This is a genomic window from Hyphomicrobium sp. ghe19, assembly GCF_902712875.1.
Taxonomy (GTDB): domain Bacteria; phylum Pseudomonadota; class Alphaproteobacteria; order Rhizobiales; family Hyphomicrobiaceae; genus Hyphomicrobium_B.
This window is the reverse complement of sequence record NZ_LR743509.1, coordinates 4,484,240-4,511,187: the sequence shown is the minus strand read 5'-3', so window position 1 is coordinate 4,511,187 and position 26,948 is coordinate 4,484,240. Positions and strand designations below refer to the sequence as shown.

Sequence of the window (26,948 nt, the reverse complement as noted above, 5' to 3'; positions counted from 1 at the left end):
CCCCGCGCCGCCATCGAACAACGAGAGGCAGCGTGCATGCCGGCCATGAGGTCCGGGTGGTCACGCCGGTCCGGAGAATTTTGGCATGGCCCTTCACATTCGCAGTATCTTCCTCACAGTCGCTCTCATCGCTGCCGGTTCGCTGGCGAGCCCCGCTTTTGCCGATGATTCCATGAGCAAATCGGGCGACGCCATGCAAAGCGACAGCATGACCAAGGATTCCGCCGCAATGAAAAAGGATAGTATGGGGTCCGGCGCAATGACCAAAGACAGCATGGGTAAAGATGCCATGGGTTCAGGCGCGATGAAGAAGGACAGTATGGGGTCGGACGCCATGGGCCAGACGGCTCATGACTCGATGGCTCCGGAAAAGAAGTAAGGTTCCGGAGAATAGCTGCTCCGCGCTTCCCTCCCCGGGGTGAAGCGCGGAACACGGATCGTGGCCCGTTCTAATAAAATGCGGAGAGCAAATGTCTATCGCTCATGAAAGCGCGGCGTCGCAAGGACCGCTCATCTACCGCCAGGCCCTCATTACGCGGCTCACCCATTGGACCTGGGCCGTTTGCCTGTTCTTTCTTCTGTTGTCGGGGCTGCAGATCTTCAATGCGCATCCGACGCTCTACATCGGCAATCAGAGCGGCTTCGGATTCGACAACGCCGTTCTGAGCATGCGTGCCGTCGACACACCTAATGGCCCCGAGGGCCGGACGAACATCCTTGGACACGAATTCAATACCACCGGCGTCTTCGGTGTGAGCGGCTCCGCGGACAACCCGAGCTATCGCGGTATTCCGGCAGCGCTCACAATTCCCTCGTACCGGGATCTCGGGACGGGACGTGTCGTTCATTTCTTCTTTGCATGGCTGCTCGTTGCGACGCTGATCGTTTGGCTGATGGCAAGCCTCGCCAACGGCCACCTGCGCCGCGACCTCGCACCGACGCGCAACGATCTGGAGAATTTTCCGCACGACGTTAAAGAGCACGTGCGCTTCCGCTTTCATCACGGCAAGAGTTACAACGTTCTCCAGAAACTTGCCTACTGCGTCGTGCTTTTCGTCTTGTTTCCCTTGATCATCGCAACCGGACTGACGATGAGCCCAGGCATTGACGCGGGATTTCCCTGGCTGGTCGAAATCTTCGGCGGCCGCCAGACGGCGCGCACGCTCCACTTCCTCGCGATGTTCCTGCTCGTCCTGTTTTTCTTCGTCCACGTGATGATGGTTTTATTGGCGGGCCCCATCAACGAACTGCGCTCGATGATAACGGGGTGGTATCGAACAAGCCCCGACAAGGTCGCGAATGAAGGGAAGAAGCCATGAGCAAGATCATGCTGACCCGCCGCAAACTCTTGGTCACGGGCGCCGTCGGAGCTTCATCGCTGGTTCTCGGCGGCTGCGATACATTCGATTTCCTGAGCCAGAACGACAGTCGCGCTCGTGCAGTTCTAGAAAAAGCAAACAATCTCACCTACCACGCCCAGCGGCTGCTGATCCGTAACGGCGCGCTCGCACCGGAATATTCCGAGACCGAGATTCGCCAGGGCCAACGCCCCAACGGATCGACCGATCCGCAAACGAATGAGTATGTGACGCTCAAAGACAACGGGTTTGCCGATTACCGCCTCGCGGTAACCGGGCTCGTCGAGCGGCCGCGAAACTATTCGCTCGCGGAGCTACAAAACATGCCATCACGAACGCAGATCACCCGCCACGATTGCGTCGAGGGATGGAGTTGCATTGCCAAATGGACCGGCACGCCGCTCTCGCGCATTCTTGACGAAGTCGGCCTGAAGCCGAATGCGCGTTACGTCGTCTTTCATTGCTATGACAAGTACGACGACAACGCCGGTGCGGTGCCTTACTACGAGAGCTGCGATCTTATCGACGCGCGCCATCCGCAGACGATCTTGGCGTACGGGCTCAACGGCGAAAGTCTGCCCGTCGCCAACGGCGCACCAATCCGCGTCCGCATCGAGCGCGCGCTCGGCTACAAACAGCCCAAATATGTTCACACCATCGAGCTCGTCGATAGCTTCGCCCATATGGGCCGCGGCAAGGGCGGATTTTGGGAAGACCTCGGGTACGATTGGTACGCGGGCATCTAAAAGTCCGAGGCCGTGCCAACAGCACGGCCCTAGACCTTATGCCGGCTCTCGCACGCCTTTCGAAAGCGACGCAGCCGAACGCTTGCCCTCGATCAAATCGAACAGCTCTTCGACGCGCCGCCGCTCGGCCTGAGATTGGGGAAGCAGGTAGGCCATTGCGACGTAGATCGTCAGGTTGGCGGCGAGCGCGACGGCACCCGAGGTCAGCCCATATGCCCATGGCAGGTAACCTGGATGCGCAAGCTCGAGAACGACCGCAACAATGAACCCCGCGACCATGCCGGCGATCGCGCCGTACTTGTTGCCTCGTTTCCAGAAGATGCCAAGGAACTGCGGAACGGCAAGTTGGATGATGCCCTGATAGGCAAGGACAGCGAGCGAGAAGAGCGCGGGCAACTCCAGACAAGCGAGCCACGATGACAACACTGTCAATCCGAGCATCCCGAGTTTGGCGATGACGATCAGCTGACGCTCGCCGAGTTGCCAGTAGTTGCCGACGAGATCGTTGGCGATCTGCGCGCCCGTCGCTTGGATGTTGCCGTCCGTATGCCCCATCGAAGCCGCGAGCACGATCACGCCCGCCAGTCCTAAGAGCCAAAGCCCTCCAGCTTCCTTGCTAACGATGAACCACACGTCGTTGGGATGCGCCGAGACACCGGGAATTTGCGATCCCAACATTCCGAATATCAGCAGCGCAACGCCGAAGACGAGCGACAGCGGAACAGCGAGCGCCGCGGACTTCTTTAGGCTTTCCACACCATCGGCGGTGAAGAGCCGGACGAAAATGTACGGCCAGCACCAACCGCCGATCGCGCCCGTCAGGATCAGGCTGAAGAGATATAGCGGGCCCTCTGTCGAACCGATGGAGGGTATGGCGAACATCTTCTGATCCAGCGCGTCGAACGTGATGCCGCGTGCGAGCACCATCCAAACGATAAGGCCGATCAGCACCGCGCTACCGATGATGTAGGCGACGATGCCCTGCGCCATGTCGGAGATGACGACGCCGCGCATGCCCATACGCACCGTCCACACCTGGCGGAGTGCGATGACGGCCACGCCAAGCATGACGGCTTCGGCAAACGACAGCGTCCCGAGCGACATATGCTGGAAGAGCGTGCCGAGCGCCTGCATGCCGAGAACGAGCCACGGAACGCCGGAGATGATGCCGACGACGGCCGCAATCGTCCGGATATGACGCGAGCCGAAGCGCAGCGCCAGAAGATCGGGCTGCGTGCGAAGATTGAACGTCTTCCCCCAAATCCATACGGGCTTCGCCATCAAGTACATGAGGACGACGGTGAGCAGGCTGTAGGAAAGAACGTAGAACGAGATCACGCCGGCGCCCGCCGCCATGCCCCCGAACGCCGTGAACATCGCACCGGGATACCAGGTATTGAGAAACGACATCGCCTGATAGCGTGCCCCGAACGACCGGCCGCCTACGGCGTAGTCTGTGAAGTCACGATCCTTGATGCCGCTGAGCTGCAGAACGACGATGATGATCGCGAAGAATATTGCGATGGCGCCAAATGTGATGAGCATCAGCCGGCCTCTCCCGAGTGGGCTTCGGCCAGATAAGCCGCGACGATGCTCGCCGTTATGAAGACGGCTACGGCAATGAAGTAGATCACGACGGCCGGCAGGCCGAAGACCGCAGTTCTGTCGCCGTCAACAGCCCAGTAAATCGGTGGAGCGAGCGCCACGACCGCATCGAGAATGAACCATCCTATGATCCACGGAGCGTGTTTGTTGGAATTGGCCTTGCGGTCGTCGGACACGGCGAACACCCCCTCATTTTAACCGCTTCTCGATCGTGGAAACTGACGCTACCGCACCTCGAGCATCACGGATCGTCTTTGGGCGGCAACGTGGGCGGCGGTAAAGGCGCGAATTCGATGGCAGGCGCGCCGCCGCCGAGAAACTTGGTATCGAGAAGTCCCCCGCCCGATGGATCTCCTCCGATGCCGCCACCCGTGCGAACGGCTGCGCCTCCGGGATTGTCTTGTCCGCCGCCCGAACCAAAATCTTTGGGCTTTCCCCACAAATGGTGGCCGAGCATGAGTTCGTTCTTGGCTGCTTCAACCTTTTGCGCGAGCGCCGCCGAATAGGGCAGAACGAACGCGCGCGGCAACTGGCTGGGCCGATTTTTTTCGTCCAGTTCCTCGACCCATAGATGGATGGCGCCGGGTTCGTTGTTGACGACATTGCTTTCGACGACCCGCGCCCACAACAATTCAAATCGCGGTGGCAAGCCTTCGTAGGCAGACCAACCGAGAAGCCCTTGCAGCCTGAAGAAGACGACAACATAGAGCAGGCTGGTTGCGATGATCGCGCCCGTCTTGGCCTTCACTCCGAGATTGGTTCGCGTGAGCGCGATCAACAGCAGAACGCCGAGAGCCGCATACGCGAGCGCGAGTCCGAGAATTTCGCTTTGCAGGCTCATTTGCCGTCGCCTTTGTCCATGCCCATGCCGGTCCACACAGTGCCGTTGAAAGACGCGAGCTGGCGTAACAGCGACTTCGGCTCGCGGTTGACGCCGGTAACTTGGCCCTCTTTATCCATCGTAAAGCGGACGGCCGTTTTCTCTTCGCCGCTATCATTGAGCTCGATCGTGTCGTAGTGCACGACCTGCACCGTGGGATTGAGCCTCTCCACCTTCACCGATACCGGAACCGGTTTTCCGGTTGTCGCCGTGAAATGGTAGACATTCACCGTGTATTCGCCCGGAACGATGCCGCGAATGCTGACGATTTCCTGACGGATCGGCGAATTGACCTTGGTGTCCCCGACAAGGATGAAGTCATTGGCGCCACCGCGATCATCGCGATCGAGAACCAGGAATCCCGCCTCGCGCCTGCGATAGAAAGCGATATGTCCGAGCGGGTCTTGGACAAAGAGATCGATATCGTCGGGATGGTTATCCGGCCACGAAATGGTGATGAGAAATTCGGCCTTCGTATCGACCTTGCCGCTCTTCGCGTCCGGCGCCACCATCAGCAGCGTGATGAAGAACAGAAAGGCGACGACCTGAAGCGCCTTGAACAGCATGACGCCAAACGGATCGAACGGCTCGTCGCGCGAAGCTAGATCAAACTCGTCGATCATTTGCTTCCCGCCGTCTGCCGTTCGAGGGCCGAGACGACATGAACCTCGGTCATACCGACAGCGTGATTGAAGAGCCGGTTCGTGGCGTCATCGAGCATGTAATACTGTATTTTGATCAGGATCGACCCGACGAGACCCGCAAGCGTCGTGTACATGGCGACCGCCATGCCGTCGCCCATGAGCGTCATGGATGACCTGAGCGCCACGCGATTTTCCGCATCGAGTCCGGCGATGGGCGCCAACATCATGATGAAGCCGACGATTGTTCCGAGCAGCCCGAGCTTCATCAACGTGTCGCTCGCGAACGAGCCGAAGTGATTGGATCCCCGCAACTGTCCCGCGAGGCCACGTAGAAGAAGCGTCTGATCGAGGCGCCCGGCCCCCTGGAGACCGGCCTTCGTCGCCAGATTGCGAATATGCGACGTGACGAGGCCCTTCGGGAGTTCGCCGGCGACGCCCGCAGCGCTCTCGTGAAAAGCGAGATAGCGGCTGTCTGCTGCCACCAGTTGTCCTGCCCGCCTGGCCGCGTCGTCTTCACGGGAGATGATGATCGTCCGCCAGAGGCAATGCAGCGAGGCCCCGATGTAGAGCACCGCGATCAACGACGAAATATGCGTGCGGTCGCTGACGACCATCTGCTGGATCAGACCGAAGTGCCAGAGCAGAACCGCCGCGAAAACGGTCACGCCGGTGAAGATCATCCAGTGCAGCAGCGGCGTGCGGCGCAGCAATGCCGCCGTCTCATTCCGAGGGTCGCCCCTGAGAAGCTTTCGAAATTCTCCACGATATTCCAAGTTCACATTTCCCACGCCGGTTGAAGCCCCGTTCGGGTCGAGAACTGAAGGCAACCCGCCATTTTGGAGAAGGGCACAGGCCCCGCGAGACGTTAGGCAAAATGCCCGACCATGGGTTAGGCTATTGCCAAAGGGGCCATTGTCGGTCCCAAATCGTCCGGCGCAAAAGATGGAGCCAAGCCGTGCATTTGATGGTCCGCCTCGTAGGTCGCCTTCTGACCGTTGTGCTGTTGTGCCTTGCAGGCGCAATCGGTTGGGTCATGGTCGATGCCCACCGGTCGATCGAGGCCGAAACAGCGGCAACCGCAGATCGCGTCAGCCAGCGGCTCGAAGGCCTTTACTGGCAAAAGCTTTTGTGGCGCGACGGCATGAGCAAGGACACGCTGCTGCCGATGCCCGATTGGGAAACGCTGGCGACCGCGAGCGTCGTTTCGCCCGGTATTTGCGTGACTTTCACGCCCCCCGGCGTCGATCCTCGAGAACTCTGCAGTCAAATCGAAGCCCTCGGCGCGCCCGCACCGTCATGGTTCGGAGCGACCTATGATTTCCTCTTCGGCCCGCAGACACCGGAAAAACGCTATCTTTCAATCCGGGATAAAGATGCCGGCTACGTCGTGTCCGCCGCTCAGCGGGATGGCGAGTTGCGCCTCGCCTGGCATCAAGTCTCCATTGTCGTTGGTGTCGCTACTGCGATGGCGGCAGCAATAGCCGTCCTCACGACGCTGATGATTGGACATGCGCTGATCCCGGCGCGCACCATCATCGAGGGATTGCGCAAATTACAGCAAGGCGACCTCGCGTGGCGGCTGCCGCGGTTTCGTACCGCCGAATTCAATCTGATCGCCCGTGCCGTCAACGACCTGTCCGAGGAACTTGAGCGCACCAATGCGGCGCGAACAGCGCTGACGACCAAGCTGTTTCAAGTCCAGGAAGAGGAGCGCCGCGCGCTTGCGCGTGACCTCCACGACGAATTCGGCCAGTGCTTGACGGCGACGGCGGCCCTTGCAGCCAGCATCGAAGCGGGCGCCCCCGCCGACCGCCAGGATCTCGTGGAAGACGCCCGCGCCATCACTCGCGCCCAGCGGCGCATGATGGAAAATCTTCGCGGGGCACTCGTGCGTCTGCGCTCCCAGAACATTGATGAGATCGGCCTCGAAGCCAGCCTTCGCCAGCTTGTATCGGACCACAACACGCAGTCCGCCTCCCGCGCGGTCGTGCGCTTGAACGTCATCGGCAAAATGACGTCGTTGCCGAAGCAGGTCGCCATCGACATTTACCGCGTCGCTCAGGAGTGCCTGACCAATGCGATGAAGCACGGCTCGCCGACGGAGGTGCGCCTGAGGGTCGAGCATGTCGGCGTTGCACGCGACACGATCAGCCTGACCGTGGAGGACGACGGCGGCGGCGATGCGAACAACATCAGCCGTGGGAACGGTCACGGAATTCTCGGAATGCGCGAGCGCATAGCCGCGCTCGGCGGCAGTCTGTCCATCGCCAAAGCGACAAAGGGCATTCGCGTTGCAGCCATCATTCCGGTGCTCGGAGTTCCCAGCGGGCTGGCCTTCGGTGAGGCGGCCGCATGAGTGCGGTCACGATCCTTCTTGTGGACGATCACCCGATCGTCCGCGAAGGTTACCATCGGTTGCTTGAACGTCAGGATGGGCTTCACGTTTGCGCGGAGGCCGATGATGCCGAGCAAGCGTACCGCGCCTATAAGGAACACCGGCCGCACGTCGTCGTCATGGATCTCTCCCTGCCGGGCGCGAGCGGACTCGAAGGCGTGCGCCACATTCGGCAGTGGGACAAAGACGCCAAGATCCTCATCTTCACGATGCACTTGGGCGTCGCATTTGCACTGAAGGCTTTCGAAGCCGGCGCATCCGGCTACGTAACGAAGAGCAGCGCGCCGGGAGAATTGGTGAAGGCCGTGAAGGCCGTCGCGGCTGGCGGCCGCTTCTTGAGCGAAGATATTTCGCGAGCCATCGCAGCCGACCGCCTTTCGGGACCAGAGCGCGTCATCGACCAGCTCGGCCCCCGCGAAACCGAAATTCTTCGGCTTCTCGCCACCGGGCTCACGAGCGAAACCATCGCGGAGATGCTGAATCTCAGCACTAAGACGGTGCGCAACCACCACTACGCGATTAAAGGCAAGATCGGAGCGCAAAACGATGCGCATCTCGTCTGGCTCGCGGTGAGTGCCGGTCTCGTCACCATCGACGACGCGAGATTTGAAGTTCAGCCGTCGTAGATTTAGCCGGTCTGGCGCCTGCGAAACACAATCGATAGATTGTTCGCCGGCATGTCGTGTACCTCGGGCCCCTCAAAGCCGTGCCGTTCGGCCAAATGCGCAACGCTTTCCAGATCGCGTACACCCCACTCCGGATTTTTCGCCTGCAGTTCTCGATCAAATGCTTCATTGCTCGAGGCCGTGTGCCGGCCGCTTCTGCGATAAGGCCCGTAAAGAAATAAGATCCCTCGCGGAACTGTGATCGCTTCTGCGCCGCGTATCAAAGCTTCCGCCGCCGACCAGGGCGCAATATGGATCATGTTGAGGCATATGACGGCTGAGGCAAAGCCGATTGGCCAAGGCTGATCGATTACATCAAGACGGAGCGGTTCGCCTACGTTCGGCAAAGCTTTTGCCGCTCGCCAACCCGCGATCGATCTGAGACTTTCCTCGTCGCGTTCGGTCGGCTGCCAATGCAGATACGGCATCTGCTGGGCGAAATGCACGATGTGCTGTCCCGTGCCGCTGCTCACCTCGAGGACGAGACCATGATCTGGCAAGAGCCGCGTGAGCAGGTCCGCGACAGGACCCTTGTTACGCTCCGCTGATGGGCTGACCAACCTATGTTCCGTAAGACGGTCCACTTTTTCACATCGCATGCCCGGCGCTCGATTTCCCTGCAAGGACTAGACCAGAAAGCTTCGCGCACCATCATAACATACGCGGTTCGGGGAACTCGCCCTGGCCGAAATACGCCGGCAGCAACGCGAGCTACCTCGTTCAGGACATTCCTCTCTCGACGAACGGACGCTCGAGCTACCGCGCTAACGTACAAGTGCGATCTCTGGGATACGGTTTTGCAGTATCCGCTGCAGTAATTTTAAGATCCCGAGCAACTTTGGGGCCGCTTCAACGCGACCCTATTTTTGTCCCGGCATATGATAGGAGATAACCAGGAGCGCCGTTAGGATTGACGAAAGCAAACCCGCGAGTGCGCCAATGTAGACCGGCAAAAGTGCGCTCGACAGCGCAGCAACTTCAAAGCCCGCAAGACTTCCGATGATCGAGGCAATGATGGCGAAGATAAAGACCGGCGTTGGCAACGCCTGCTCGAACTCGCCGACGCCGAAACCCAATTCAACTAGCGCATTACGCGACACCGCCGCAGCCAGCGTACCCGCGAGGCCGGAAAGCACCGCAAGCAGCGCATTGGGGTCCATCGCGTTACCGAACACCATGCCGGCGAAAGCCCCGACTGCCGTGCCAATGCCGAGGACGACCAGCAAGCTCACAGTGGTTATATCGCCCACAGCACACCTCTTCAGCGGTGGGATCCGTCGCGCCGACACTTACCCAGTGCCCCGGTAATCCCGACTGTATGGTCCCACGACCGGTCCGTGATTGGAGAAGAGGCGCGGAACGCGCGAAACAAATTGTAAAAATGCATTGGCAAATTTGACTCGACGCCGAAAGTCACCGCCGCGACAGGCAGGGGGTGCGAACGCATTGGCGAGAGAGGCGCCTCCAGCGTCGCGGCGATTGACGCCCCCGGTTAAAGAATCGTGCAGATCGGTCCCGAGCCCCGATTTTCAGAATTGGCAACCAGCCAACGGAATAGGCCATAAGGCAAATTGCGGTGCACAGCCGCGGCCGATATGCCGTTCGCGGATGCGCCGCGTTGCTTCGGCTGGCACGCATCGGGGAATTTCGGAGCCGGGGGCTGGTCATGACCGACATCATCGGCGGGACGAACGATAGCTACGTTGTGATCGGTTTTTTCACGCCGGACTATCGGCCGTTGGCTGCGCGTCTCGCCGAGGATTTGTCGAAGTTCGATATTCCCCACCACCTCTACGCGACAACGGCTGCGGAGTGGCACGCAGCGACCTTGCTCAAGCCCGTCTACATAAAGCGCGCGAGGGCGGAATACCCCGGAAAGACAATCATCAGCATGGATGTCGATTGTAGCATCAAAGAGCCCATAGCGTCAGGGCTCGCGATCAGCGCCGACGTCGGCTTGGCGTTCAATGAGATACGAGAGCGCGCGGCGCGGCTTTATCCGACGTCCAGAGTGACGGTATGGAGCCCGACGGCCGGGGCAACGAGGCTCCTGGATAATTGGTCGGAGGTTTGCCAGCGAGCCGAAGTGAACAACGACGAGATTCTGCTGATGGTTGCTATCGCCAGAACGGTCGGCACATCCCTTCAGGCGCTTCCCGGCACGCATCGCGGTCTAGAGTGGTCGAAGGCCCCGGCGAATTCCGCAATCGTCCACGATAGCGCCCGGGCAAAAGCGAAAGCCAAGAATGTCCGAAGGCGGCTCCTGCGGGCAACCCGCGAGTTCGTGACAATGACGTTGTTCGGTACGACCGTCACCGACCGGAAACTTGGCAAGCGTCTGTCTTAGCAACCGGCCCTACTTGAATAACTTCATCGCATCGTCGCCGAGCACGGGTCCGGCTATGTCGATGGAAACGAACGGTGCCTTGGACGCCACGTCCTCAGCGGACAGCATGATCTGACCTATCTTCGTCGAAAGTTGTTCGACCGACGCGGCGTAGACGAGCCGTCCGATGCCGCACCACAGGATCGCGCCCATGCACATGCAGCAGGGCTCGCCCGAAGTGTAGAGTGTTGTATTCCCCTCGAGCGCGTCCGGGCCGTGAGCCGAGAGAAAAGCCCGAATCGCCACCATTTCACCGTGCGCGGTCGGATCTCTATCGGCGCGCGTCCGGTTGTGCCCACGCGCCATGACCTCCCCATTTTTGACGATGACCGCGCCGAAAGGAAACTCCGCTTTTGCGGCCTCTGCGATCGCGAGCTTCATAAAAACATCATCATCAGGTAGGACGGCCGTCTTGCGGGCGGCTGCTTCGCCGGAGCCTGTCATCGCGGCTGCAACGAGCGTCATTCCACCTTGAAGCACGGCTCGCCGATGCATTTTTTTATTTCCCCACGTTGTCGATGACGGCACTACCCGCTTTTAGACTTATTTTGCATTAATCGGATCGAAGCTTTCAGCAACGAGCCGCTTCGGTGGCCAGCTTTCGGTCCATCAAAGTGCGTCCCTTATCCGTTGCGAGAGCTTGGCGCGGATGTCCGTGAAAATCGAAATCCTGAAGAGCACCTTGGGCGACCGGCGCTGAACGTCCCGGTAGAGCCAGCTTACGACGAATTAAGGAATGACGAAGGGGCCAAAATATCGGGGCCCGGCTTGGGGGGTAAGCCGGGCCCCTGCTATCGAAAGCGGCGCTTTGGGTGGGGGGTGAGGGACGGCGCTCGCTCGCGAAAAAGCGGATCCACCTAACGTGAGAGACCAATACCGATAGGGCTATGGATCCGCTTGGCAAATCATGTTTGCTCCGGATGAATTGCCGGCACCACTCAGCCCGGCGGTCTAGGTCAATGAACATTTGCTAGGCCGGATGGTCTATTGCCAAGAAACTGTCTTTGCGGCGAGGGCTGCGGTAGTCCGCCCCGGCGGGGGACGTCGGAAATCCCGCTTGATATTCGCCTTGATTAGGTTCGAGGCTAACTCCGGCTAGCGGAAAGAAGATAGAGATCCGATGCGGCGCGTTTCGTTGAAAGTTCTGATTGCAGCGGCGATCTCACTAGTTTCACTTTTGTTGACGATTGCCGTGTCCTACGTGATCGGGCGCGACGCTGTGAGCCGGCTTGAACACCAGATCGGTCAATCGCTGGCGTTGCTGGCGGATGAAATGCAAGACAAGCTCGACCGCGCCATGTTCGAGCGCCTCCAATCCCTCGACAATATGGCCGCCATCGGCAAGATCTTGCAAAAGACCGACACGCCAGACGCGTTGCGCGCCTCACTCGAAAGATTTCAAAGCGCATACTCCGATTATTCCTGGATAGGGTTCGCCGACCGCAACGGCAAAATCCTGAGCTCGACTCGCGGCGAATACGAAGGACAAAACGTCGGCGAGCAGGTCTGGTTCAAGAAGGGCCTACACGAACCATATGTGGGCGACGTAAAACTCCCGGCCCGGTCCGACCGCAGTCCGTCCCCGCGAGACGGTCACACGAGATCGGATTTTATCGATCTCGCGGTCCCGATCTCGGACGAGGAGTCGACGTTCGGAGTTCTTGGCGCAACGTTGAGCGCCGATTGGGCGGAAGAAGTTCGCGACACGCTTCTCGGCAGCATGAAAGATGCGATGCCCGCCGACGTTATTGTCCTCGACGAAACAAGGCGGGTCCTTTTTGGTCCGGACGACATAACCGGAAAAACATTGGATCTGCCGAGTATCAGAGCCGCGCGTCCAGGCGAAGCCGGCTTTGCCGTCGAACAGTGGCCCGACAATACATCGTACGTAACGGGATTTTCCAAAAGCGATGGCTACCGGTCTTATCCCGGCTTGCACTGGATCGTTCTCGTGCGGGAGGATCAGAAACTCGCGTTCGCCCCCGTGCGAAGCTTGCAGACGACGATTCTGATCTGTGGCGGCATCGTTGCGGCGCTTGCCGCTCTTTTGGCTTGGATACTGGCCGGCAAGCTCTCGCAACCGCTGCTTCAGCTTGCCGACACCGCTGAAGGCCTGCGGCGGGGGCAGAAGCTCGAATTTCCCCAGGTCGGCGGCTACGAAGAAGCACGCATCTTGTCGAAATCCCTCAGATCCCTCGTCAAGGAGCTCGACGCCCAAAGAGCTTCCCTTGCGGCCGCAAACCAGTCGCTTGAAACTCAGGTGCAGGAGCGAACGCAGCGACTCGCAGAGCAGAACATCGGCCTCGAGCGCGCAAAGGCCGAAGCGGAACTCGCGACCGAAGCCAAGTCCCGCTTTCTTGCGGCGGCCAGCCATGATCTCCGGCAGCCTCTGCACGCGCTGACATTATTCGCGCGTGCTCTTGCGCGCCGTGTCAGCGGCAACGAAGCGACGACGCTCGTTGCTCAGATGGAGGAAGGGCTACGCGGATTGAAGGGCATGTTCGATGCGCTTCTCAACATTTCGCGCCTCGACGCTAAGCTGATCGATCCGGCACGAGCACCGGTGTCGGTCAGCGAGATCATCGAGCGGATATCGGTTGGCTCAAAAGTCGAAGCCGAGCAGAACGGATTGAGGTTTCTCAGCCGCTCGCGCGACTGGATCATCGAGACGGATGCCGCCTTGCTCGAAACCATTATCCGCAACCTCGTCTCGAACGCCTTGAAATTCACGAAGTATGGCGGCGTCATACTTGCTGCGCGCGAGCGTGACGGCGAACGCGTGATCGACGTTTTCGACACCGGTCCCGGATTTCCCATCGAGCGGCGCGAAAAAATATTCGAAGAATTTTCGCGTGCCGATCAGCGCGCCTATGGCGTCAACGACGGACTTGGTCTCGGTCTTTCGATCGCGCGCCGCTATGCCGAGCTGCTCGGCATGAAAATTCTCGTCGCCTCCCGAAGCGGACGCGGCTCGCGGTTTACGATTGTATTGCCGAAGAGCAGCATTCTCGAAGTCGCGCGCCGGCCCGAACCGTCGCCGAAGTCCGAGACGGCCATCTACGGAATGAGAATACTCGTTCTCGACGATGATCCGCTCATCGTTGCAGCCCTGACGCGCGATCTCGAAGATCGCGGCAACCTCGCTTTCGGCTACCAAACGGCGGCCGAAGCCGAGAAGGGCCTCTGCAAGGGGTTGGCGATCGACGCGGCCGTACTTGATTTCGATCTGAGAGGATCGGAAACGGGTCTGGAATTCATTAAACGCATGGCAGCTAGGACGAATACGGATATTCCAACCGTGATCCTTTCCGGCGCCACTGATTCTGCTACCCTGGCGATCCTGGCAAAATCGGGCAGACCATGGCTCACAAAGCCCGCCGATCCTGAGCTTATCGCTGCCACGCTGAGTGCGATTCTCAACGCCCATAAGGTTTCGCTGAATGGTTTCAATGCAGAGTTCGGAGCAAATGCAAGTGCCAGCTAATTTAGAAAAGGCCAGCTTAGAAAAAGCGATGCCGGTGACCCCACGCGATACCGTTCTCGTGGCCGACGATCACGGACTTTACAGGTCCGGCTTCAGCTTTTTGCTTCGCGATAGAATGGGGTTCCGTTCTGTCATCGAAGCATCGTCCTTCGACGCCGCGCTGGATCGCCTTGCAGAAACACCAAACGTAGAGCTCGCACTGTTCGATCTGTCGATGCCGGGGATATCGGGGCCCGAGGGCCTGCGCGTGGTGAAAGAGGCCTATCCGAGCATTCGCGTTGCGATCGTCTCGGGATCTGAAGAACGCAACGATGTCGTCAAGGCCGTCGCCATGGGCCTCAACGGATATGTGCCCAAATCGCTGGCGGATGACGAGATCGTCGGCGCGCTCAAAGACATACTGGATGGCCGCGTTTTCGTGCCGCGATTCATGACGTCGGGAAATGCCGAACACGCGGCAAAGCTCGCAAGCACCGATACGCTTGCCGCAAAACGGGACCCCGGCGGTGGAGCCACCAACAAAGCCATTTCACCGCGACAACGCGACGTCCTGGATTGTGTCCGCCGGGGCCTTTCGAACAAAGAGATCGCACGCGAACTCGACATCGCCGAAGGTACGGTGAAAATTCACCTTGCGGCTCTCTTTTCGCATTTTGGAGCTCGCAACCGCACCGAACTCGCAACGCGGAGCTAAGCTCGAAACAATAATAATGCGGGCCGACTTTTCACTGCAGTGTGGGCCCGAGGTTGTAAAGCAGCCATCGATGCAGAATGTCGGGATCGAACGGCTTGCCGACGACCGGGAATGGCGACGTGACCCAAACGATGTCGGAATGACCGGTCGTGATGATCGTTGGCACCGGATGTCCGATCATCGCGGCAAGCGCAAGCGCATCATTGACGCCCCGCATCTCGCCCTCGATCTCGATGTCCGTAATGATTGCGGAAACATTGCTCAGCCGATGCCCCAAAGTCTGGACCGCTTCGAGGCAAGAGCGGGCGGCTATGCAGGAATACCCCCAGTCATCGATCAGCATGCTCAAAGCCATTGACGAGCGATAGTCATCTTCGATTACCGCGATCAGCGGGCGCGTGGACAGCCCAGCGGATGCCAGCGGACCGCAACCAACGGCCGTCGCTGGCCTAGTGGTGGACATCACGCGGCCTCCTTCTGTTTTGCTGGTCTCACCCGGCAATCAGAGGCGCTTTTTGAATTAAGGCATATTCAGCGGGAGGCTCTAGGCTTGTCGGACTAGACATTGAGCGCGGTAGCCCGAGCACACAGAATCGGCTCCAATTAAGCGTAATGTACATTGATCGAACCAAATCAATCCCTATCATACCCGGGGCGCGCGCCGTCCTTGCGACTTCGGCGTCCTTTCCAGAGATGTTTGCGATCCCCGGCATGAACGACCCCATCAGGACGGCTCGAAAGCGAGCGAATTGGTACAACCCCCGGTCAATCGGCCGTTCCCTGGTCCTGAGGCCGAGGGTCTTGATAGCCGCGGCCGTCGGCGTGCTTGCACTCAGCCTATTACCGTCTTCGCTTCACGCTTCCGTTCGCGAGGCCATGGCCTGGTGTCTAAGCGGCGCGATCTACCTCGTGATGACATTCACGGTCATGCGCCAATGCCGTTCCGACAAGATCCGCACCCGAGCAGCACGCCAGGATGATAGCGGCGTCGTCATTTTGGTGCTCGTTCTTCTTGCAATATTTTCAAGTTTCGCGGCGATCTTCGGTTTGATCTCCGCAGCCAAGGCAGCATCGAACGAAGGCAAGGCTCTCCTTGTTGGCCTCGCCGCCGCAACAATCGTCATTTCATGGCTCGTTACTCAGGTGTCGTTCACTCTGCACTACGCGCACGAGTACTACGCCCCCCAACAATTCTCCGAACAAGCGGCTAAAGGCATCAACCCCTTGACGTTCCCGGCCGATACGACGCCGGATTATTGGGATTTCTTCTATTTCGCCACGTCATTTGGAGCAGCGTCGCAGACATCGGATGTCATCATCAACAGCAAGGAGATCCGGCGTTTGACGATCCTCCACGCCATCGTCTCTTTCTTCTTCAACACCATGATTCTCGCCCTCACGATCAATCTCGCGGCGAGCTTGGCTTGATGCTCTGACCTTCGCTCCGGCCGTATTCGGAGCCTACCGCTTCTCAACGAAAACGGTGCCTGCGGAATAACCTGCCCCGAACGAGCAGATGAGCCCGGTGTCGCCGCGAACGAGATCGCCGCTCGCAGTGTGAAACGCGATGATCGACCCCGCCGAGCTCGTATTGGCGAAGGTATCGAGAATGATGACGTTTTCTCCGGGTGCCGGCTCGCGCTCCAGAACCTTCCGGCCAATCATCTCGTTCATGTTGATGTTCGCTTGATGCAGCCACAGCCGCTTCAGAGCTCTATGCTCGACGCCAATATCGCGCGCGTGTTCGATGATCATCTCGATGACCATCGGAACGACCTCGCGATAAACCTTCCGTCCTTCCTGCACGAAAAGTTTGTCGGGCTCGCCAATTCCTTCCGGAGCGCAGCGGTTTAGAAATCCGAAATTGTTGCGGATGTTGTTGGAAAACTGCGTTTTGAGACGCGTGCCGAGAATGGTCCACCCGCCCTCGGCTAAAGCGGCATCCGTCACGATCACGGCCGTCGCGACATCACCGAATATGAAGTGGCTATCGCGATCCCTGAAATTGAGGTGGCCCGAGCAGATCTCGGGATTGACGACAAGGACAGCCTTCGGAGAACCGCCGCGAATGAAGTCGGTCGCGGTCTTGATGCCGAACGTTGCAGACGAGCAGGCAACGTTCATGTCGAAAGCGAAGCCGCTGATCCCGAGGGCGTTCTGAACTTCGACCGCCATCGCCGGGTAAGGCCGCTGCATGTTCGACGCCGCACAAATGACGGCGCCGATGTCACGAATATCGCCGCCCCAATTAGCGATTGCGTCGCGCGCAGCATGAACCGCCATTTCCGCAAGGACCGAAAGCTGTTCGTTCTGCCGCTCGGGTATATGCGGGCGCATGATTGCGGGATCGAGTATTCCGTCCTTGTCCACGACGTGCCGGGACTTGATGCCCGATGCCTTTTCGATGAACTCCGACGAGGACGGCAACAGCTGGGCGACGTCTCCAGCAGAAATGGCCGACGCGTTAACCGAGTTGAACTCGCGGACATAGGCGTTGAAGGCCGTAACGAGTTCGTCGTTCGAAATGCTGTACGGCGGGACGTAGATCCCGGTCGCGGCGATGACAGGTTGGTGCACGTGCGCTCCCAATTTCCCTTGATGGGCTTGGCGCAGAGCCCACTTTTTTGTTGACGTTTGGATGTCATTAGCATGCCGCGCGTTGCTCCAGCGGACGCGATGACAGCGCTTCAACTTTAAACGCGGTTGTTAACGGTTTCTCCGAAGAACCGCGCCCGCCCCCGCGCATGCTCCCTCTGCCATCAGATTTGCCGCTTGTCGATGCCGCCGGCACGCCGAGACATCCGCCGCCCCTGTTCCCGCGGGAACTCATCGCGCAGGATTTTCCCTTGCCTCCCCATCGGCTTGTCGCCCGCGGAACAGACCGCCGTCCACCCCGAACCTAAAGCTCGTCCCGAAGACCACAGGGAGACGAGCCCATGTCCGCCGAAATCACCAAGTTGACGCCCGCCGCCTCGCTAACCCCCGCGGCTGCTAAGGATACGACGTATCGCATCGCGGGCGGAAAAGTCGGAGTACTGCTGATCCACGGTCTCTGCGGCACACCCGCCGAAATGCGCTTCGTCGCCATGGGTCTCGCCCGCGCCGGGTACACGGTGCATTGCCCAACGCTCGCAGGCCACGGCGGCACACGTCAGGACATCGTCAACACCACATGGCAGGACTGGTATAAGAGCGCCGAAGCAGCGCTCAACGAAATCCGTAAAGACTGCGATACGGTGATCGTCGGCGGCCTATGCCTCGGCAGCATCATCGGCCTCCATCTCGCAGCCAACAACCGCGACAAGGTTCAGGGCGTCGCGCTCTTCTCGCCAACGCTGTGGATCAACGGCTGGGCGATGCCCTGGTACACGAAGTTCTTTTCGCTCGTCCGCGCCCGCTGGATGGCGAATTTGATGGAGTTTCCCGACGCGGCATCGCTTGGCATCAAATGCCCGCGCGTGCGTGAGTTCGTTCGAGCCGCACTCGCGGCGTCCGATGGCTCGGACCTCGGAACGGTCGGCACGCCCGGCGCCATGCTGCTCGAGCATCGCCGCCTTGTCTCAGCCGCGAAAAAGCTTTTTGGCCGAATTGTTCAGCCCACGCTCATCGTCCATTCGCGCCAGGACGACTACGCAAATTTGAACAATGCCACTTACGTGCAGGCCAATCTCACCGCACCGGTCGATCTCGTCGTACTGGAAGACAGCTATCACATGGTCACGCTCGACAAGGAGCGCCATGTGGTGGTGGAAAAGACCCGCTCCTTCGTTGCGCGCGTTGCAGAGAGCATCGGCACGACAGTCGGCGCAAGTGCAGAAGTGATGGCAGCGGCTTGATCGATGCAGCGTGACGTTAGCAAAATGCGTTCGCACGCTGCGCCGTCGTCACGTCGAATGCAGCGCGGCCACGCGCCGGTCCCATCGAGCTCGAAGGAGCCCGTTCAACCCGCTGAGCGCAGCCGCGTCGGGAACTCCAGATACGCGAAACCTCATTCCAGAGCCCATATACACTTAGCGCGAAATTGGTTGCTATAATACAAACGTCCGCAATTATTGCCACGTTCAGCGCCCATCTTAATGCTGTCTTAAATATTTGGCCGTCGCAACAGCCAGTAAACAAGGGGCACAGTGACGGTGTGCGGCAACACCTTGAGCGCGAGATAGAAGAAAATATTGGATATGCCGGGCACAATCACGCGATTGCCGAACATGAAGCCGCGATAAGCGCTCCGCGCGACGCGATCGGCCGACATCGAAGGCAGCACCCAACGATAGAGCGACTGTTCCGCCCCCATTTCTTCATGAAAGGCCGTATTGACCGGCCCCGGCAGCAGAGCGGAAATCCTGACCCCCTGCCCGGAGTATTCGCTGGCGATCGCTTCCGTCAGCGAAACGACATATGATTTGCTTGCGTAGTAAGCCGCCTGGTTCGGTCCGGGGACATCCGCCCCGAGCGACGCGACGTTCAAAACACCGCCACGTTGACGGGCCAGCATGTCGGGCAGCACCGCCCGCGATAGACGCGTCACGGTCTCGATATTGATCGCGATGAGGCGCGAAAGATCAGCCTGCGAATGGCTGAGAAACGGTCCGGCGAGCCCCATCCCGGCATTATTGACGAGCACGTCGAGATAAAGCCGGGCCTCTCCGAGGCCAGCGGTGATCTTGTCCAGCGCATCGCTCTGACTGACATCGCAATGGATCGTCGTGACCGATGCACCGGTGCGCGACTTGAGATGCCCGGCCGCCGCTTCGAGCTTGGTCTGGGTCCGCCCGGCGATGGCCGTTTCATGCCCGGCCTCGATGAAATGCTGCGCAAGTGCCAGTCCGATACCGCTCGCCCCGCCGGTGATGACAACTGCCGGCTTTAAGTGCGCGACGGCTTTACGCGCCTGCCGGACGTCGTCCGGATCAGCGGGGGAGCGCCATGGCCAAAGCAGTGAACGCCATGACGCCGAACTCTTCTGCATCTGTTAAGTCGAACCCGTCGTGCTTCCAATGGTGCGGACCTGAAACTAGGGAAACCCCTGCCCGCCTGCAAGGCGGATAACCCTTACCCCCCGCAGCCGGATCCCGGGCGTCCTCTATAAAGACAAGTCGATGACAATTCCGCAATTGCGGCGGCCGACCCTGAATACGCCCAACACAAACCAAATTCATACCCCTCTCTGGGCCAAGCCATTATAAGCACTTTATAAGCGCTTTGGGGCCGGGAACGCCAACGGGCAGCAACGGGGAATTTGGACGGTCCGGCATGCCGGATGCTCAAACTAGTAGCGGGTGGGAAACGTGAGATCAGTTTTGTCTGAGTTTTGCGCGAACGTGCGTCGTCGTGCGTCGGTGGTGCATGCCGTTGCCGCTTGCGGCGCCTCGTTGATTGCCACGGGCGCCTTCGCTCCATCAATAGCGCAAGCCATGGATAAAGCGGAAGCCGCAGCGCGCCCTCCACTCGTCATGCAGATCTTCGTCACATCGCGAAATGACGACTGCTACGACGGCGGACAATTGAAGGCGATCAAACGCCTTACGACGCTCGCCCAACACCGCATCAATCAGGACGGCGGCATAGCCGGCCGCAAGGTCGTTGTGAACTTTCTCGACGATCAGCGCCTGCCGCAGAGCACGATTGAGAATTTAGCGACTGCCATCGCTGACCCTCAGACGATTGCGATGATCGGCATATCGAACGCGACCCGCGCCAAGGCCGCACTTGACGCAAAGGGCAAAGACCTGAAGGCGAGCGGCATTCCGTTCATGTCCGACATATCGGTAACAGACCTCATCAAGGATTACCCCAACGTCTTCACGACACGCGCATCCGAGGACGAGGAGCGCATGCCGGTGATTGCCGAGTTTGTGAAACTGGCGCATTTCGAGCGGCCTGCTTTCATCGGAATCCAGTCCTTACTTGGAAGCACCAATTTCAGTGACAGCCTTAAAGAGTTTTTGAGCGGAGGACTCGTCGCCGATCATCGGCTGCAGCTTACAAACGACAAGCTCGATCCGAGTGAAGTCGCAGCCGCGGTCGCGGATCTCAAATCGAAGAATGTCGGGATCGTCTTCCTCGCAGTCGGCGGCGACCGCATGAAAGACGTTGTGAAGCAGTTTCAGGACGCTGGTTTTACGCCGCCGCTATTCGTCACCGGCCGCGTCGATTCGGTCACGAACCAAGGCGCGGAAGCTTACGCGAACGATGTCTATCAGCTTGCCTGGAACGAGCTTCCCGACGGCTACAGCGAGAGACTGCGCGAGCTTATTTCGAGCACACCATATCCGAGCCAATGGATTTTCGAAGGCGCAAAAAATTCGAGCGCGCCAGGCTGGAAGGACGCAACGTGTAAGCCGAGAGACGAGGACATTCCCCTCAACGTTCTCGATATTCCCAACATGCGTGCGTTGTCGGTCGGTGCACAATACGCCGATATCGTCAGTCTGATCGCTGAAGCGGCGCGATCGGCGGAAACCACCGCTGAGATACCCGATGTTCGCAATTTGATCGTCAACCAGCTGAAGACCGGCTACGCCTCTGGCCGCGGGATATTCAAAGGACGCTTTGACAATTGGTCGTTCCAGCCGGCATCGCGCGCCGCAGCCCGGACACCGCTGATCGTCATGCTCCCGCGCGGCCGCAGCCGCGCGCAGCTCGCACCGATACAGTTCCTTCACCTGCGCGATCAGAGCCTGCAACGGATCGATACGCTTTACGCCGACATAGATCTCATCCATGCCGAACGTATCGACGACTCCGAAAAGACCTTCTTCGCAGACTTCTATTTATCGATGAACGACCGGAGCGGCGCCTCGATCGAGCAGATCGAGTTCGCCAACGCCTATCTCGAGCCCGGCTCCAACGAACGTCAGATCACCGTCCGTGCCATTCACGACGGCGGCCAGAGCGCCGCCTATCCCGACCACATGAAAATCTATCAGGTGACGGGTAAATTCGTATACGCGCCGGATCTCAGAAATTATCCCTTCGATACGCAGCGCTTTTCGATCGACCTGCGGCCGAAGCCCGGCACCACGCCGTTCATCGTTCAGCCGCCGCCGCAGCAGGTTCGAGACCATGTGGTGAAGGTGGATGGCTGGGACGCCAGGGACCAGTATGTTGGATACGACGTGGACTTCGTTCGCACAGTCGACGCGCAAACACTCGAGCCGAGCGTATTTCCATTCTATAAAGCCAGCTTCGCTTGGCTCATGAAACGCGAAACGACGGACTATTTTCTCAGGGTGGTCGTGCCGTTGGCCTTCATCCTGATCATCGCTTATTTGTCGATCTTCATCTCGACGCATCACTTCGAGGCGATCGTGACGATACAGGTCACAGCATTGTTGTCGGCTGTCGCGTTGTATCTCGCGCTACCGAAGATCGACGCCAATATCGAAACGCTCTCGGATCGAATGTTCCTGTTCACCTATTTCATGTTGAGCGTGATCATCGCCATCACGATTGCACGCGAGAACAAGAGGGTCGAACCGATCCGCTGGCTGAAAACGGGACTGATCTTCCTCCACATCGTAGCGGTTCCCACAATGGTCGCCGCAATGGCCTACTACGTCTATCTCGCGAGTTCTGTGTAGCAGTCGCCAGTGCCGAGCCACGCTCAGAAGAGTATCTTCTCCGAGCGAACACTTTCCAAGACTCCGGTGAAAGCCGCGACGGCTGGATTGCGCGATTGCGCCGCCCCCGCGCGGCCGCTGAATGCAGCGACGAGTTCCCATCGGATCCCGGGCTTTCTGAGCGCCGTAATACCGATCTTCGGCGTCGTCGAGAGCGCGGCCCGCGCCATGACGAATGTATACGGAACGAGAGCGATGCCGAAGCCTCGCGCGACGAGATCGAGCAGGACCTGCACATCGCCAACCTCGAGCGCCGTCTTGCGCGAGACGTTGATGGCGGCGAATGCGCGGTCGACGATCCGTCGCGTTCCCTGATCGAGCTGAAAGTCGACAAACGTCTCGCCTGCGAGGCTGTGAAGCGAGACGCTTTCCCGCCCCTCCAGCGGATGACCCAAAGGGTGGGCAACGATCAGGCGGTCCGACGCGATCGGCATCGACACGATTTCCCGGCTCTTTTCATAGAGCGGCAAGAACGCCAAATCGATGCTGCCATCCTTTACCTTGTCCATAAGCTTCGCCGCCGTGCTGTGGCAGAGGCGAATTTCGACATCCGGGTGCAGCGCGTGGAACTCTCCGAGCAAGAGCGGGAGATCGAAAAAAGCATTAAGGCTGGCGCACGTCCCGATGCTCAGTGAGCCCCGCTCCAAACCGCTGATAGCCGCGACCGCGCGACGCGCGTCTCTTACGCCGGCTATGATCTGCAAAGCCCTCTCGTAGAGCACTTGGCCGGCGACCGTCAGCTCCACCCGCCGCGTCGTGCGGACGAACAGCGGTGCGCCCATTTCCTGCTCGAGCGACCGAATAGAGGCCGAAAGCCCGGATTGGACGATATTCATCTTGCGCGCAGCCCGCGTGAAGTGCTGCTCTTCAGCGGCAGCGACGAAATGTTCAAGTTGCTTGAGATCCATCCGGCATATCCGATTAATCTATAAACCAGAACAATAACATCCCAACATACTATTGGACAGATGAGCCGTAGACACCCATTTCTGCGGGTCGGGCAACTGATTTGTGTCTCCGTTAACGAGCGTAGATGAAGGTAGCGGTCTGTAATTGAACCGCGCCCAGCATCGCCGATAAGTAATGTGTGGCAACAGACGAAACCGACGCCTCGTCCTGTTTTGTAGCTGAGACGTCAGATGGCTTCGAATTCTAGCCAGCGATGTGGAGATTTCTGAAGCATGGCTGCATTGGTGCGTATAGCGCTGCGGTCGCCGTACACATTCGTCGTGTTGGCGCTCCTCATTCTACTCACGGGTACGTTGGCAGCTGTCCGCACGCCGATCGACATCTTCCCCGAAATTCGCATCCCGGTCATCGCAACGGTCTGGCAGTATACGGGGCTGCCCCCCGATGAGATGGCGGGCCGAGTGGTTTCGCCATTCGAGCGCGTCCTAACGACGACCGTCAACGATATCGAACATATCGAGGCGAACTCGTATAACGGCATCGGTGTCGTCAAGATCTTCTTCCAGCCGGGCGCCGATATCCGCACTGCCAACGCGCAGGTGACAGCGGTATCGCAGACCCTCCTGAAGCAGTTGCCGCCCGGTTCGACGCCGCCGCTCATTCTCAACTATAGCGCCTCGACCGTACCGATAGTGCAGCTCGCACTCGGCGGCGACGGCTTGACCGAACAGAACCTGTCCGACCTCGCGCTGAACAACATCCGCACACGGCTCGTGACGGTGCCCGGAGCCGCCGTCCCCTATCCCTTCGGCGGCAAGACACGCCAGATCCAGATTGATCTCGACGACACGGCGCTCCATGCGAAGGGCCTTTCCGCGCAGGATGTTTCGAATGCCTTCGGCGCCCAGAATCTCATAAATCCGGTCGGCACCCAGAAAATCGGCAGCACCGAATATACGATGCAGCTGAACAACGCGCCGTCCGACATCAACGCCTTGGGTGACTTGCCGATCAAGGCCGTCAATGGCGCAATGGTCTATATCCGCGATGTTGCCCACGTCCGCGACGGCAACCCTCCGCAACAGAACATCGTGCACGTCAACGGCAACCGCTCCGTCCTGCTGTCGGTGCTGAAGAACGGCGCGGTGTCGACGCTCGCCATCATCCAAGGCGTCAAGGACAAAATTCAGGAGATCAAGCCGGGGCTTCCCGATGCGCTGACGATATCGCTACTCGGAGACCAATCGATCTTCGTCCGCGCGGCCGTGCAAAATGTCATTCACGAAGGCGTTCTGGCCGCCGCTTTGACGAGCATTATGATCCTTCTTTTCTTGGGGAGTGTCCGTTCGACTATCATCATCGCAACCTCGATTCCGCTGGCCGTGTTGGCATCGGTGGCGATGCTTTCGGCGCTCGGAGAAACGTTGAACGTCATGACGCTCGGCGGCTTGGCGTTGGCCGTCGGCATTCTCGTCGACGAAGCAACAGTGACGATCGAAAACATCAACTACCATTTGGAGCAAGGAAAGGACGTCGAGACCGCCATCCTCGACGGCGCCGATCAGATCGCGACGCCCGCATTCGTTTCGATGCTCTGCATATGTATCGTTTTCGTCCCGATGTTCTTCCTCGAAGGCGTTGCGCGGTTTCTGTTCGTCCCCATGGCGGAAGCCGTCGTGTTCGCCATGGTCGCGTCCTTCATATTGTCGCGCACCCTGGTGCCGACGATGGCAAAGTACCTGCTGAAGACGCACGATCCTGACGGACACGGGAGGCCCACCCGCAATCCGTTCCTTCTCTTTCAGCGCGCATTCGAACATCGCTTCGAGAGAATGCGTATCGGCTATCACGGCCTTCTCGAAAGCGCGCTTTCACATCGAACGATCGTTCTGATTTTCTCGTTCGGATTTATTGGCGCATCGTTCTTCCTGGTACCCTATCTCGGCCGCAACTTCTTTCCTCGGGTCGATTCCGGTCAGATTTTGATGCATGTGCGGCTCGATATCGGCACGCGTGTCGAGGAGAGCGCGCGAAAGTTTGCGCAAATCCAAGATGCCATCCGTGAAATCATCGCGCCGGAAGACCTCGGCGCCATGGTCGACAACATCGGCATGCCGGTCAGCGGCATCAACACGTCATATAACAACACTGGCATGATCGGGCCGCAGGACGGTGATATCCAGGTGGCGCTCAATCCGGGCCATCGCCCGACGCCCGAATATGTCAAAGAGCTGCGCGATGAACTGCCGAAGCGCTTCCCCGGAGCGACCTTTTCGTTCCTGCCCGCCGATATCGTCAGCCAGATTTTGAACTTCGGCGCGCCGACGCCCATCGATCTCCAGATCAGAGGACCGAAGCTCGGCCCGAACTTCGACTATGCCGAAAAGATTTTGCGGCAAATCAAACTCATCCCGGGGGTCGCCGACGCCCGCATTCAGCAATCGCGAGAGAACCCAGGCTTCAAGGTGAATGTAGACCGCTCGCGCGCGCAATACGTCGGCGTGACCGAGCGCGACGTGACTGCAAGCTTGAGCACGAGCCTCGCCGGCACGAGTCAGGTCAACCCAGTTTACTGGCTCAACAAGACGAACGGCGTCACCTACCCGATCGTCATCCAGACACCGCAGTACAAGATCGACTCGCTGAGGTCTCTCGAGAACATGCCGATCACCGCCGACGGCGCACCGGCGCCTCAAATTCTCGGAGCCGTTGCCAGTGTCGATCGCATGACGAGCAACGCCGTCGTCTCGCAATACGATATCCAGTCGATGGTGCAGATCCTCACGACGACCGAAGGCCGTGATCTCGGCGCTGTTGCGGCCGACATCCAGAACATCGTCGACGCCACCAAAGCCGATCTCCCGAAAGGCGCGACAGCGGTGCTCCTCGGCCAAGTTCGCACAATGAACAGTGCCTATACTGGAATGTTGTTCGGACTCCTCGGCGCCATCGTGCTCATATACCTATTGATCGTCGTAAATTTTCAATCCTGGGGCGATCCGCTTGTGATCATCATGGCGCTTCCCGCGGCTCTTGTCGGCATAGTCTGGATGCTATTCGTCACGGGAACCACGCTATCGGTGCCCGCATTGACCGGAGCCATCATGTGCATGGGCGTCGCGACCGCGAACGCCGTTTTGGTCGTCACCTTCGCACGGGAGCGGCTGGCAGAGCACGGCGATCCCATCCAGGCCGCGCTTGAATCCGGCTTTGTCCGCATCCGTCCCGTCCTGATGACGGCGCTTGCCATGGTTATCGGCATGGCGCCGATGGCATTGGGCCTTGGGGAAGGCGGCGAACAGAATGCCCCACTTGGCCGCGCGGTGATCGGCGGCCTCTTGTTCGCGACGGCTGCGACGTTATTCATTGTGCCAATTATTTTCAGCCTGATGCACCGGCGGAAGTCCGCAAGCTCGTCGTCGCCGCAAGGTGCAACCCCTGGAGAGTTTCATGCAGCATGAGCCGTTGGTGAAGCCGCCAGAAAACAGGCAAGAAAATCGGCAAGAGAAACCGTCAGCGAGCCAACCATCCAATATGGCAGGAAATCCAGCTAGCACAGC

Annotated in this window: 24 protein-coding genes; 12 read left to right on the top strand and 12 right to left on the bottom strand. The window is 59.2% G+C overall.

The window, feature by feature from the left end; genetic code table 11:
- Window positions 1–85: 85 nt before the first annotated feature.
- The 3 genes from AACL53_RS21460 (at window position 86) to AACL53_RS21450 (ending at window position 2,104) form a co-directional block, all read left to right on the top strand.
- Complete coding sequence (locus AACL53_RS21460; protein WP_339086701.1) at window positions 86–379, top strand: pentapeptide MXKDX repeat protein; 294 nt, start codon at window positions 86–88, stop codon at window positions 377–379.
- Window positions 380–470: 91 nt separating this feature from the next.
- The gene (locus AACL53_RS21455; protein WP_339086699.1) at window positions 471–1,319 is read left to right on the top strand and encodes a cytochrome b/b6 domain-containing protein; all 849 of its coding nucleotides are present in this window, start codon (window positions 471–473) and stop codon (window positions 1,317–1,319) included.
- Complete coding sequence (locus tag AACL53_RS21450; protein ID WP_339086698.1) at window positions 1,316–2,104, top strand: molybdopterin-binding protein; 789 nt, start codon at window positions 1,316–1,318, stop codon at window positions 2,102–2,104. The genes AACL53_RS21455 and AACL53_RS21450 overlap by 4 nt, the downstream gene beginning before the upstream one ends.
- A 36-nt stretch (window positions 2,105–2,140) precedes the next feature.
- Here AACL53_RS21450 and AACL53_RS21445 read toward each other — a convergent pair whose 3' ends face one another.
- From AACL53_RS21445 to AACL53_RS21425, 5 genes are all read right to left on the bottom strand, one after another.
- Window positions 2,141–3,649: a sodium:solute symporter gene (locus AACL53_RS21445; protein ID WP_339086697.1), complete on the bottom strand. Its 1,509-nt coding sequence runs from the start codon at window positions 3,647–3,649 to the stop codon at window positions 2,141–2,143.
- Window positions 3,649–3,885, bottom strand: coding sequence for a hypothetical protein (locus tag AACL53_RS21440; RefSeq protein WP_339086695.1), 237 nt, complete (start codon window positions 3,883–3,885; stop codon window positions 3,649–3,651). Before AACL53_RS21440 ends, AACL53_RS21445 begins: the two co-directional genes overlap by 1 nt.
- Window positions 3,886–3,950: 65 nt before the next feature.
- Window positions 3,951–4,550, bottom strand: coding sequence for a hypothetical protein (locus AACL53_RS21435; protein ID WP_339086694.1), 600 nt, complete (start codon window positions 4,548–4,550; stop codon window positions 3,951–3,953).
- On the bottom strand, window positions 4,547–5,212 hold the full coding sequence (locus tag AACL53_RS21430) for a hypothetical protein (protein WP_339086693.1): 666 nt from the start codon (window positions 5,210–5,212) through the stop codon (window positions 4,547–4,549). Before AACL53_RS21430 ends, AACL53_RS21435 begins: the two co-directional genes overlap by 4 nt.
- Window positions 5,209–5,943, bottom strand: a complete 735-nt coding sequence (locus tag AACL53_RS21425; RefSeq protein ID WP_339087019.1) for a MotA/TolQ/ExbB proton channel family protein — start codon at window positions 5,941–5,943, stop codon at window positions 5,209–5,211. Before AACL53_RS21425 ends, AACL53_RS21430 begins: the two co-directional genes overlap by 4 nt.
- 254 nt (window positions 5,944–6,197) lie before the next feature.
- Between AACL53_RS21425 and AACL53_RS21420 the strand changes: the two genes are divergently transcribed.
- Together AACL53_RS21420 and AACL53_RS21415 are read left to right on the top strand one after the other, a co-directional pair.
- Complete coding sequence (locus AACL53_RS21420) at window positions 6,198–7,589, top strand: ATP-binding protein (RefSeq protein ID WP_339087018.1); 1,392 nt, start codon at window positions 6,198–6,200, stop codon at window positions 7,587–7,589.
- Complete coding sequence (locus AACL53_RS21415; RefSeq protein ID WP_339086691.1) at window positions 7,586–8,254, top strand: response regulator transcription factor; 669 nt, start codon at window positions 7,586–7,588, stop codon at window positions 8,252–8,254. Before AACL53_RS21420 ends, AACL53_RS21415 begins: the two co-directional genes overlap by 4 nt.
- 2 nt (window positions 8,255–8,256) lie before the next feature.
- On the opposite strand, the gene AACL53_RS21410 is transcribed toward AACL53_RS21415, so the two are convergent.
- Together AACL53_RS21410 and AACL53_RS21405 are read right to left on the bottom strand one after the other, a co-directional pair.
- On the bottom strand, window positions 8,257–8,877 hold the full coding sequence (locus AACL53_RS21410; RefSeq protein WP_339086690.1) for a DUF938 domain-containing protein: 621 nt from the start codon (window positions 8,875–8,877) through the stop codon (window positions 8,257–8,259).
- Between the two features lie 276 nt (window positions 8,878–9,153).
- Window positions 9,154–9,543 (bottom strand): hypothetical protein, encoded by a 390-nt coding sequence (locus AACL53_RS21405; protein WP_339086689.1) that lies wholly within the window; start codon window positions 9,541–9,543, stop codon window positions 9,154–9,156.
- A gap of 416 nt (window positions 9,544–9,959) precedes the next feature.
- Between AACL53_RS21405 and AACL53_RS21400 the strand changes: the two genes are divergently transcribed.
- On the top strand, window positions 9,960–10,640 hold the full coding sequence (locus tag AACL53_RS21400; protein WP_339086687.1) for a hypothetical protein: 681 nt from the start codon (window positions 9,960–9,962) through the stop codon (window positions 10,638–10,640).
- Between the two features lie 9 nt (window positions 10,641–10,649).
- On the opposite strand, the gene AACL53_RS21395 is transcribed toward AACL53_RS21400, so the two are convergent.
- A complete protein-coding gene (locus AACL53_RS21395; protein ID WP_339086685.1) occupies window positions 10,650–11,174 on the bottom strand; it encodes a nucleoside deaminase in 525 nt (174 codons plus the stop codon).
- A gap of 625 nt (window positions 11,175–11,799) precedes the next feature.
- Here AACL53_RS21395 and AACL53_RS21390 point away from each other — a divergent pair.
- Both AACL53_RS21390 and AACL53_RS21385 read left to right on the top strand, forming a co-directional pair.
- Window positions 11,800–14,163: an ATP-binding protein gene (locus AACL53_RS21390; RefSeq protein ID WP_339086683.1), complete on the top strand. Its 2,364-nt coding sequence runs from the start codon at window positions 11,800–11,802 to the stop codon at window positions 14,161–14,163.
- A 28-nt stretch (window positions 14,164–14,191) separates the two neighbouring features.
- Window positions 14,192–14,857 (top strand): response regulator transcription factor, encoded by a 666-nt coding sequence (locus tag AACL53_RS21385; RefSeq protein ID WP_339086682.1) that lies wholly within the window; start codon window positions 14,192–14,194, stop codon window positions 14,855–14,857.
- A gap of 31 nt (window positions 14,858–14,888) precedes the next feature.
- Here the strand turns inward: AACL53_RS21385 and AACL53_RS21380 are convergent, their stop codons facing one another.
- A complete protein-coding gene (locus AACL53_RS21380; RefSeq protein ID WP_339086681.1) occupies window positions 14,889–15,320 on the bottom strand; it encodes a response regulator in 432 nt (143 codons plus the stop codon).
- Between the two features lie 338 nt (window positions 15,321–15,658).
- On the opposite strand from AACL53_RS21380, the gene AACL53_RS21375 reads away from it, so the two are divergent.
- The gene (locus AACL53_RS21375; protein WP_339086679.1) at window positions 15,659–16,285 is read left to right on the top strand and encodes a DUF1345 domain-containing protein; all 627 of its coding nucleotides are present in this window, start codon (window positions 15,659–15,661) and stop codon (window positions 16,283–16,285) included.
- 33 nt (window positions 16,286–16,318) lie between these two features.
- Here AACL53_RS21375 and AACL53_RS21370 read toward each other — a convergent pair whose 3' ends face one another.
- On the bottom strand, window positions 16,319–17,434 hold the full coding sequence (locus tag AACL53_RS21370; RefSeq protein ID WP_339086678.1) for a beta-ketoacyl-ACP synthase III: 1,116 nt from the start codon (window positions 17,432–17,434) through the stop codon (window positions 16,319–16,321).
- A gap of 359 nt (window positions 17,435–17,793) precedes the next feature.
- Here AACL53_RS21370 and AACL53_RS21365 point away from each other — a divergent pair, with 359 nt between their 5' ends.
- Window positions 17,794–18,693 (top strand): carboxylesterase, encoded by a 900-nt coding sequence (locus AACL53_RS21365; protein ID WP_339086676.1) that lies wholly within the window; start codon window positions 17,794–17,796, stop codon window positions 18,691–18,693.
- 248 nt (window positions 18,694–18,941) lie between these two features.
- On the opposite strand, the gene AACL53_RS21360 is transcribed toward AACL53_RS21365, so the two are convergent.
- The gene (locus tag AACL53_RS21360) at window positions 18,942–19,826 is read right to left on the bottom strand and encodes an SDR family oxidoreductase (protein WP_339086674.1); all 885 of its coding nucleotides are present in this window, start codon (window positions 19,824–19,826) and stop codon (window positions 18,942–18,944) included.
- Window positions 19,827–20,271: 445 nt separating this feature from the next.
- On the opposite strand from AACL53_RS21360, the gene AACL53_RS21355 reads away from it, so the two are divergent.
- Entirely contained in the window at window positions 20,272–22,440 is a 2,169-nt protein-coding gene (locus AACL53_RS21355) for an ABC transporter substrate-binding protein (RefSeq protein WP_339086673.1), read from the top strand.
- 23 nt (window positions 22,441–22,463) lie between these two features.
- On the opposite strand, the gene AACL53_RS21350 is transcribed toward AACL53_RS21355, so the two are convergent.
- Complete coding sequence (locus AACL53_RS21350; RefSeq protein WP_339086672.1) at window positions 22,464–23,387, bottom strand: LysR family transcriptional regulator; 924 nt, start codon at window positions 23,385–23,387, stop codon at window positions 22,464–22,466.
- Window positions 23,388–23,660: 273 nt separating this feature from the next.
- Here AACL53_RS21350 and AACL53_RS21345 point away from each other — a divergent pair, with 273 nt between their 5' ends.
- Complete coding sequence (locus AACL53_RS21345; protein WP_339086671.1) at window positions 23,661–26,849, top strand: efflux RND transporter permease subunit; 3,189 nt, start codon at window positions 23,661–23,663, stop codon at window positions 26,847–26,849.
- Window positions 26,850–26,948 lie beyond the last annotated feature (99 nt).

Coding starts and splice junctions, on each gene's coding strand:
- AACL53_RS21445 (WP_339086697.1), bottom strand. CDS start 3,649: ATGCTCATCACATTTGGCGCCATCGCAATATTCTTCGCGATCATCATC.
- AACL53_RS21400 (WP_339086687.1), top strand. CDS start 9,960: ATGACCGACATCATCGGCGGGACGAACGATAGCTACGTTGTGATCGGT.
- AACL53_RS21365 (WP_339086676.1), top strand. CDS start 17,794: ATGTCCGCCGAAATCACCAAGTTGACGCCCGCCGCCTCGCTAACCCCC.
- AACL53_RS21450 (WP_339086698.1), top strand. CDS start 1,316: ATGAGCAAGATCATGCTGACCCGCCGCAAACTCTTGGTCACGGGCGCC.
- AACL53_RS21435 (WP_339086694.1), bottom strand. CDS start 4,550: ATGAGCCTGCAAAGCGAAATTCTCGGACTCGCGCTCGCGTATGCGGCT.
- AACL53_RS21395 (WP_339086685.1), bottom strand. CDS start 11,174: ATGCATCGGCGAGCCGTGCTTCAAGGTGGAATGACGCTCGTTGCAGCC.
- AACL53_RS21415 (WP_339086691.1), top strand. CDS start 7,586: ATGAGTGCGGTCACGATCCTTCTTGTGGACGATCACCCGATCGTCCGC.
- AACL53_RS21420 (WP_339087018.1), top strand. CDS start 6,198: ATGGTCCGCCTCGTAGGTCGCCTTCTGACCGTTGTGCTGTTGTGCCTT.
- AACL53_RS21460 (WP_339086701.1), top strand. CDS start 86: ATGGCCCTTCACATTCGCAGTATCTTCCTCACAGTCGCTCTCATCGCT.
- AACL53_RS21350 (WP_339086672.1), bottom strand. CDS start 23,387: ATGGATCTCAAGCAACTTGAACATTTCGTCGCTGCCGCTGAAGAGCAG.
- AACL53_RS21385 (WP_339086682.1), top strand. CDS start 14,192: ATGCCGGTGACCCCACGCGATACCGTTCTCGTGGCCGACGATCACGGA.
- AACL53_RS21380 (WP_339086681.1), bottom strand. CDS start 15,320: ATGTCCACCACTAGGCCAGCGACGGCCGTTGGTTGCGGTCCGCTGGCA.
- AACL53_RS21390 (WP_339086683.1), top strand. CDS start 11,800: ATGCGGCGCGTTTCGTTGAAAGTTCTGATTGCAGCGGCGATCTCACTA.
- AACL53_RS21345 (WP_339086671.1), top strand. CDS start 23,661: ATGGCTGCATTGGTGCGTATAGCGCTGCGGTCGCCGTACACATTCGTC.
- AACL53_RS21360 (WP_339086674.1), bottom strand. CDS start 19,826: ATGCAGAAGAGTTCGGCGTCATGGCGTTCACTGCTTTGGCCATGGCGC.
- AACL53_RS21355 (WP_339086673.1), top strand. CDS start 20,272: ATGGATAAAGCGGAAGCCGCAGCGCGCCCTCCACTCGTCATGCAGATC.
- AACL53_RS21455 (WP_339086699.1), top strand. CDS start 471: ATGTCTATCGCTCATGAAAGCGCGGCGTCGCAAGGACCGCTCATCTAC.
- AACL53_RS21430 (WP_339086693.1), bottom strand. CDS start 5,212: ATGATCGACGAGTTTGATCTAGCTTCGCGCGACGAGCCGTTCGATCCG.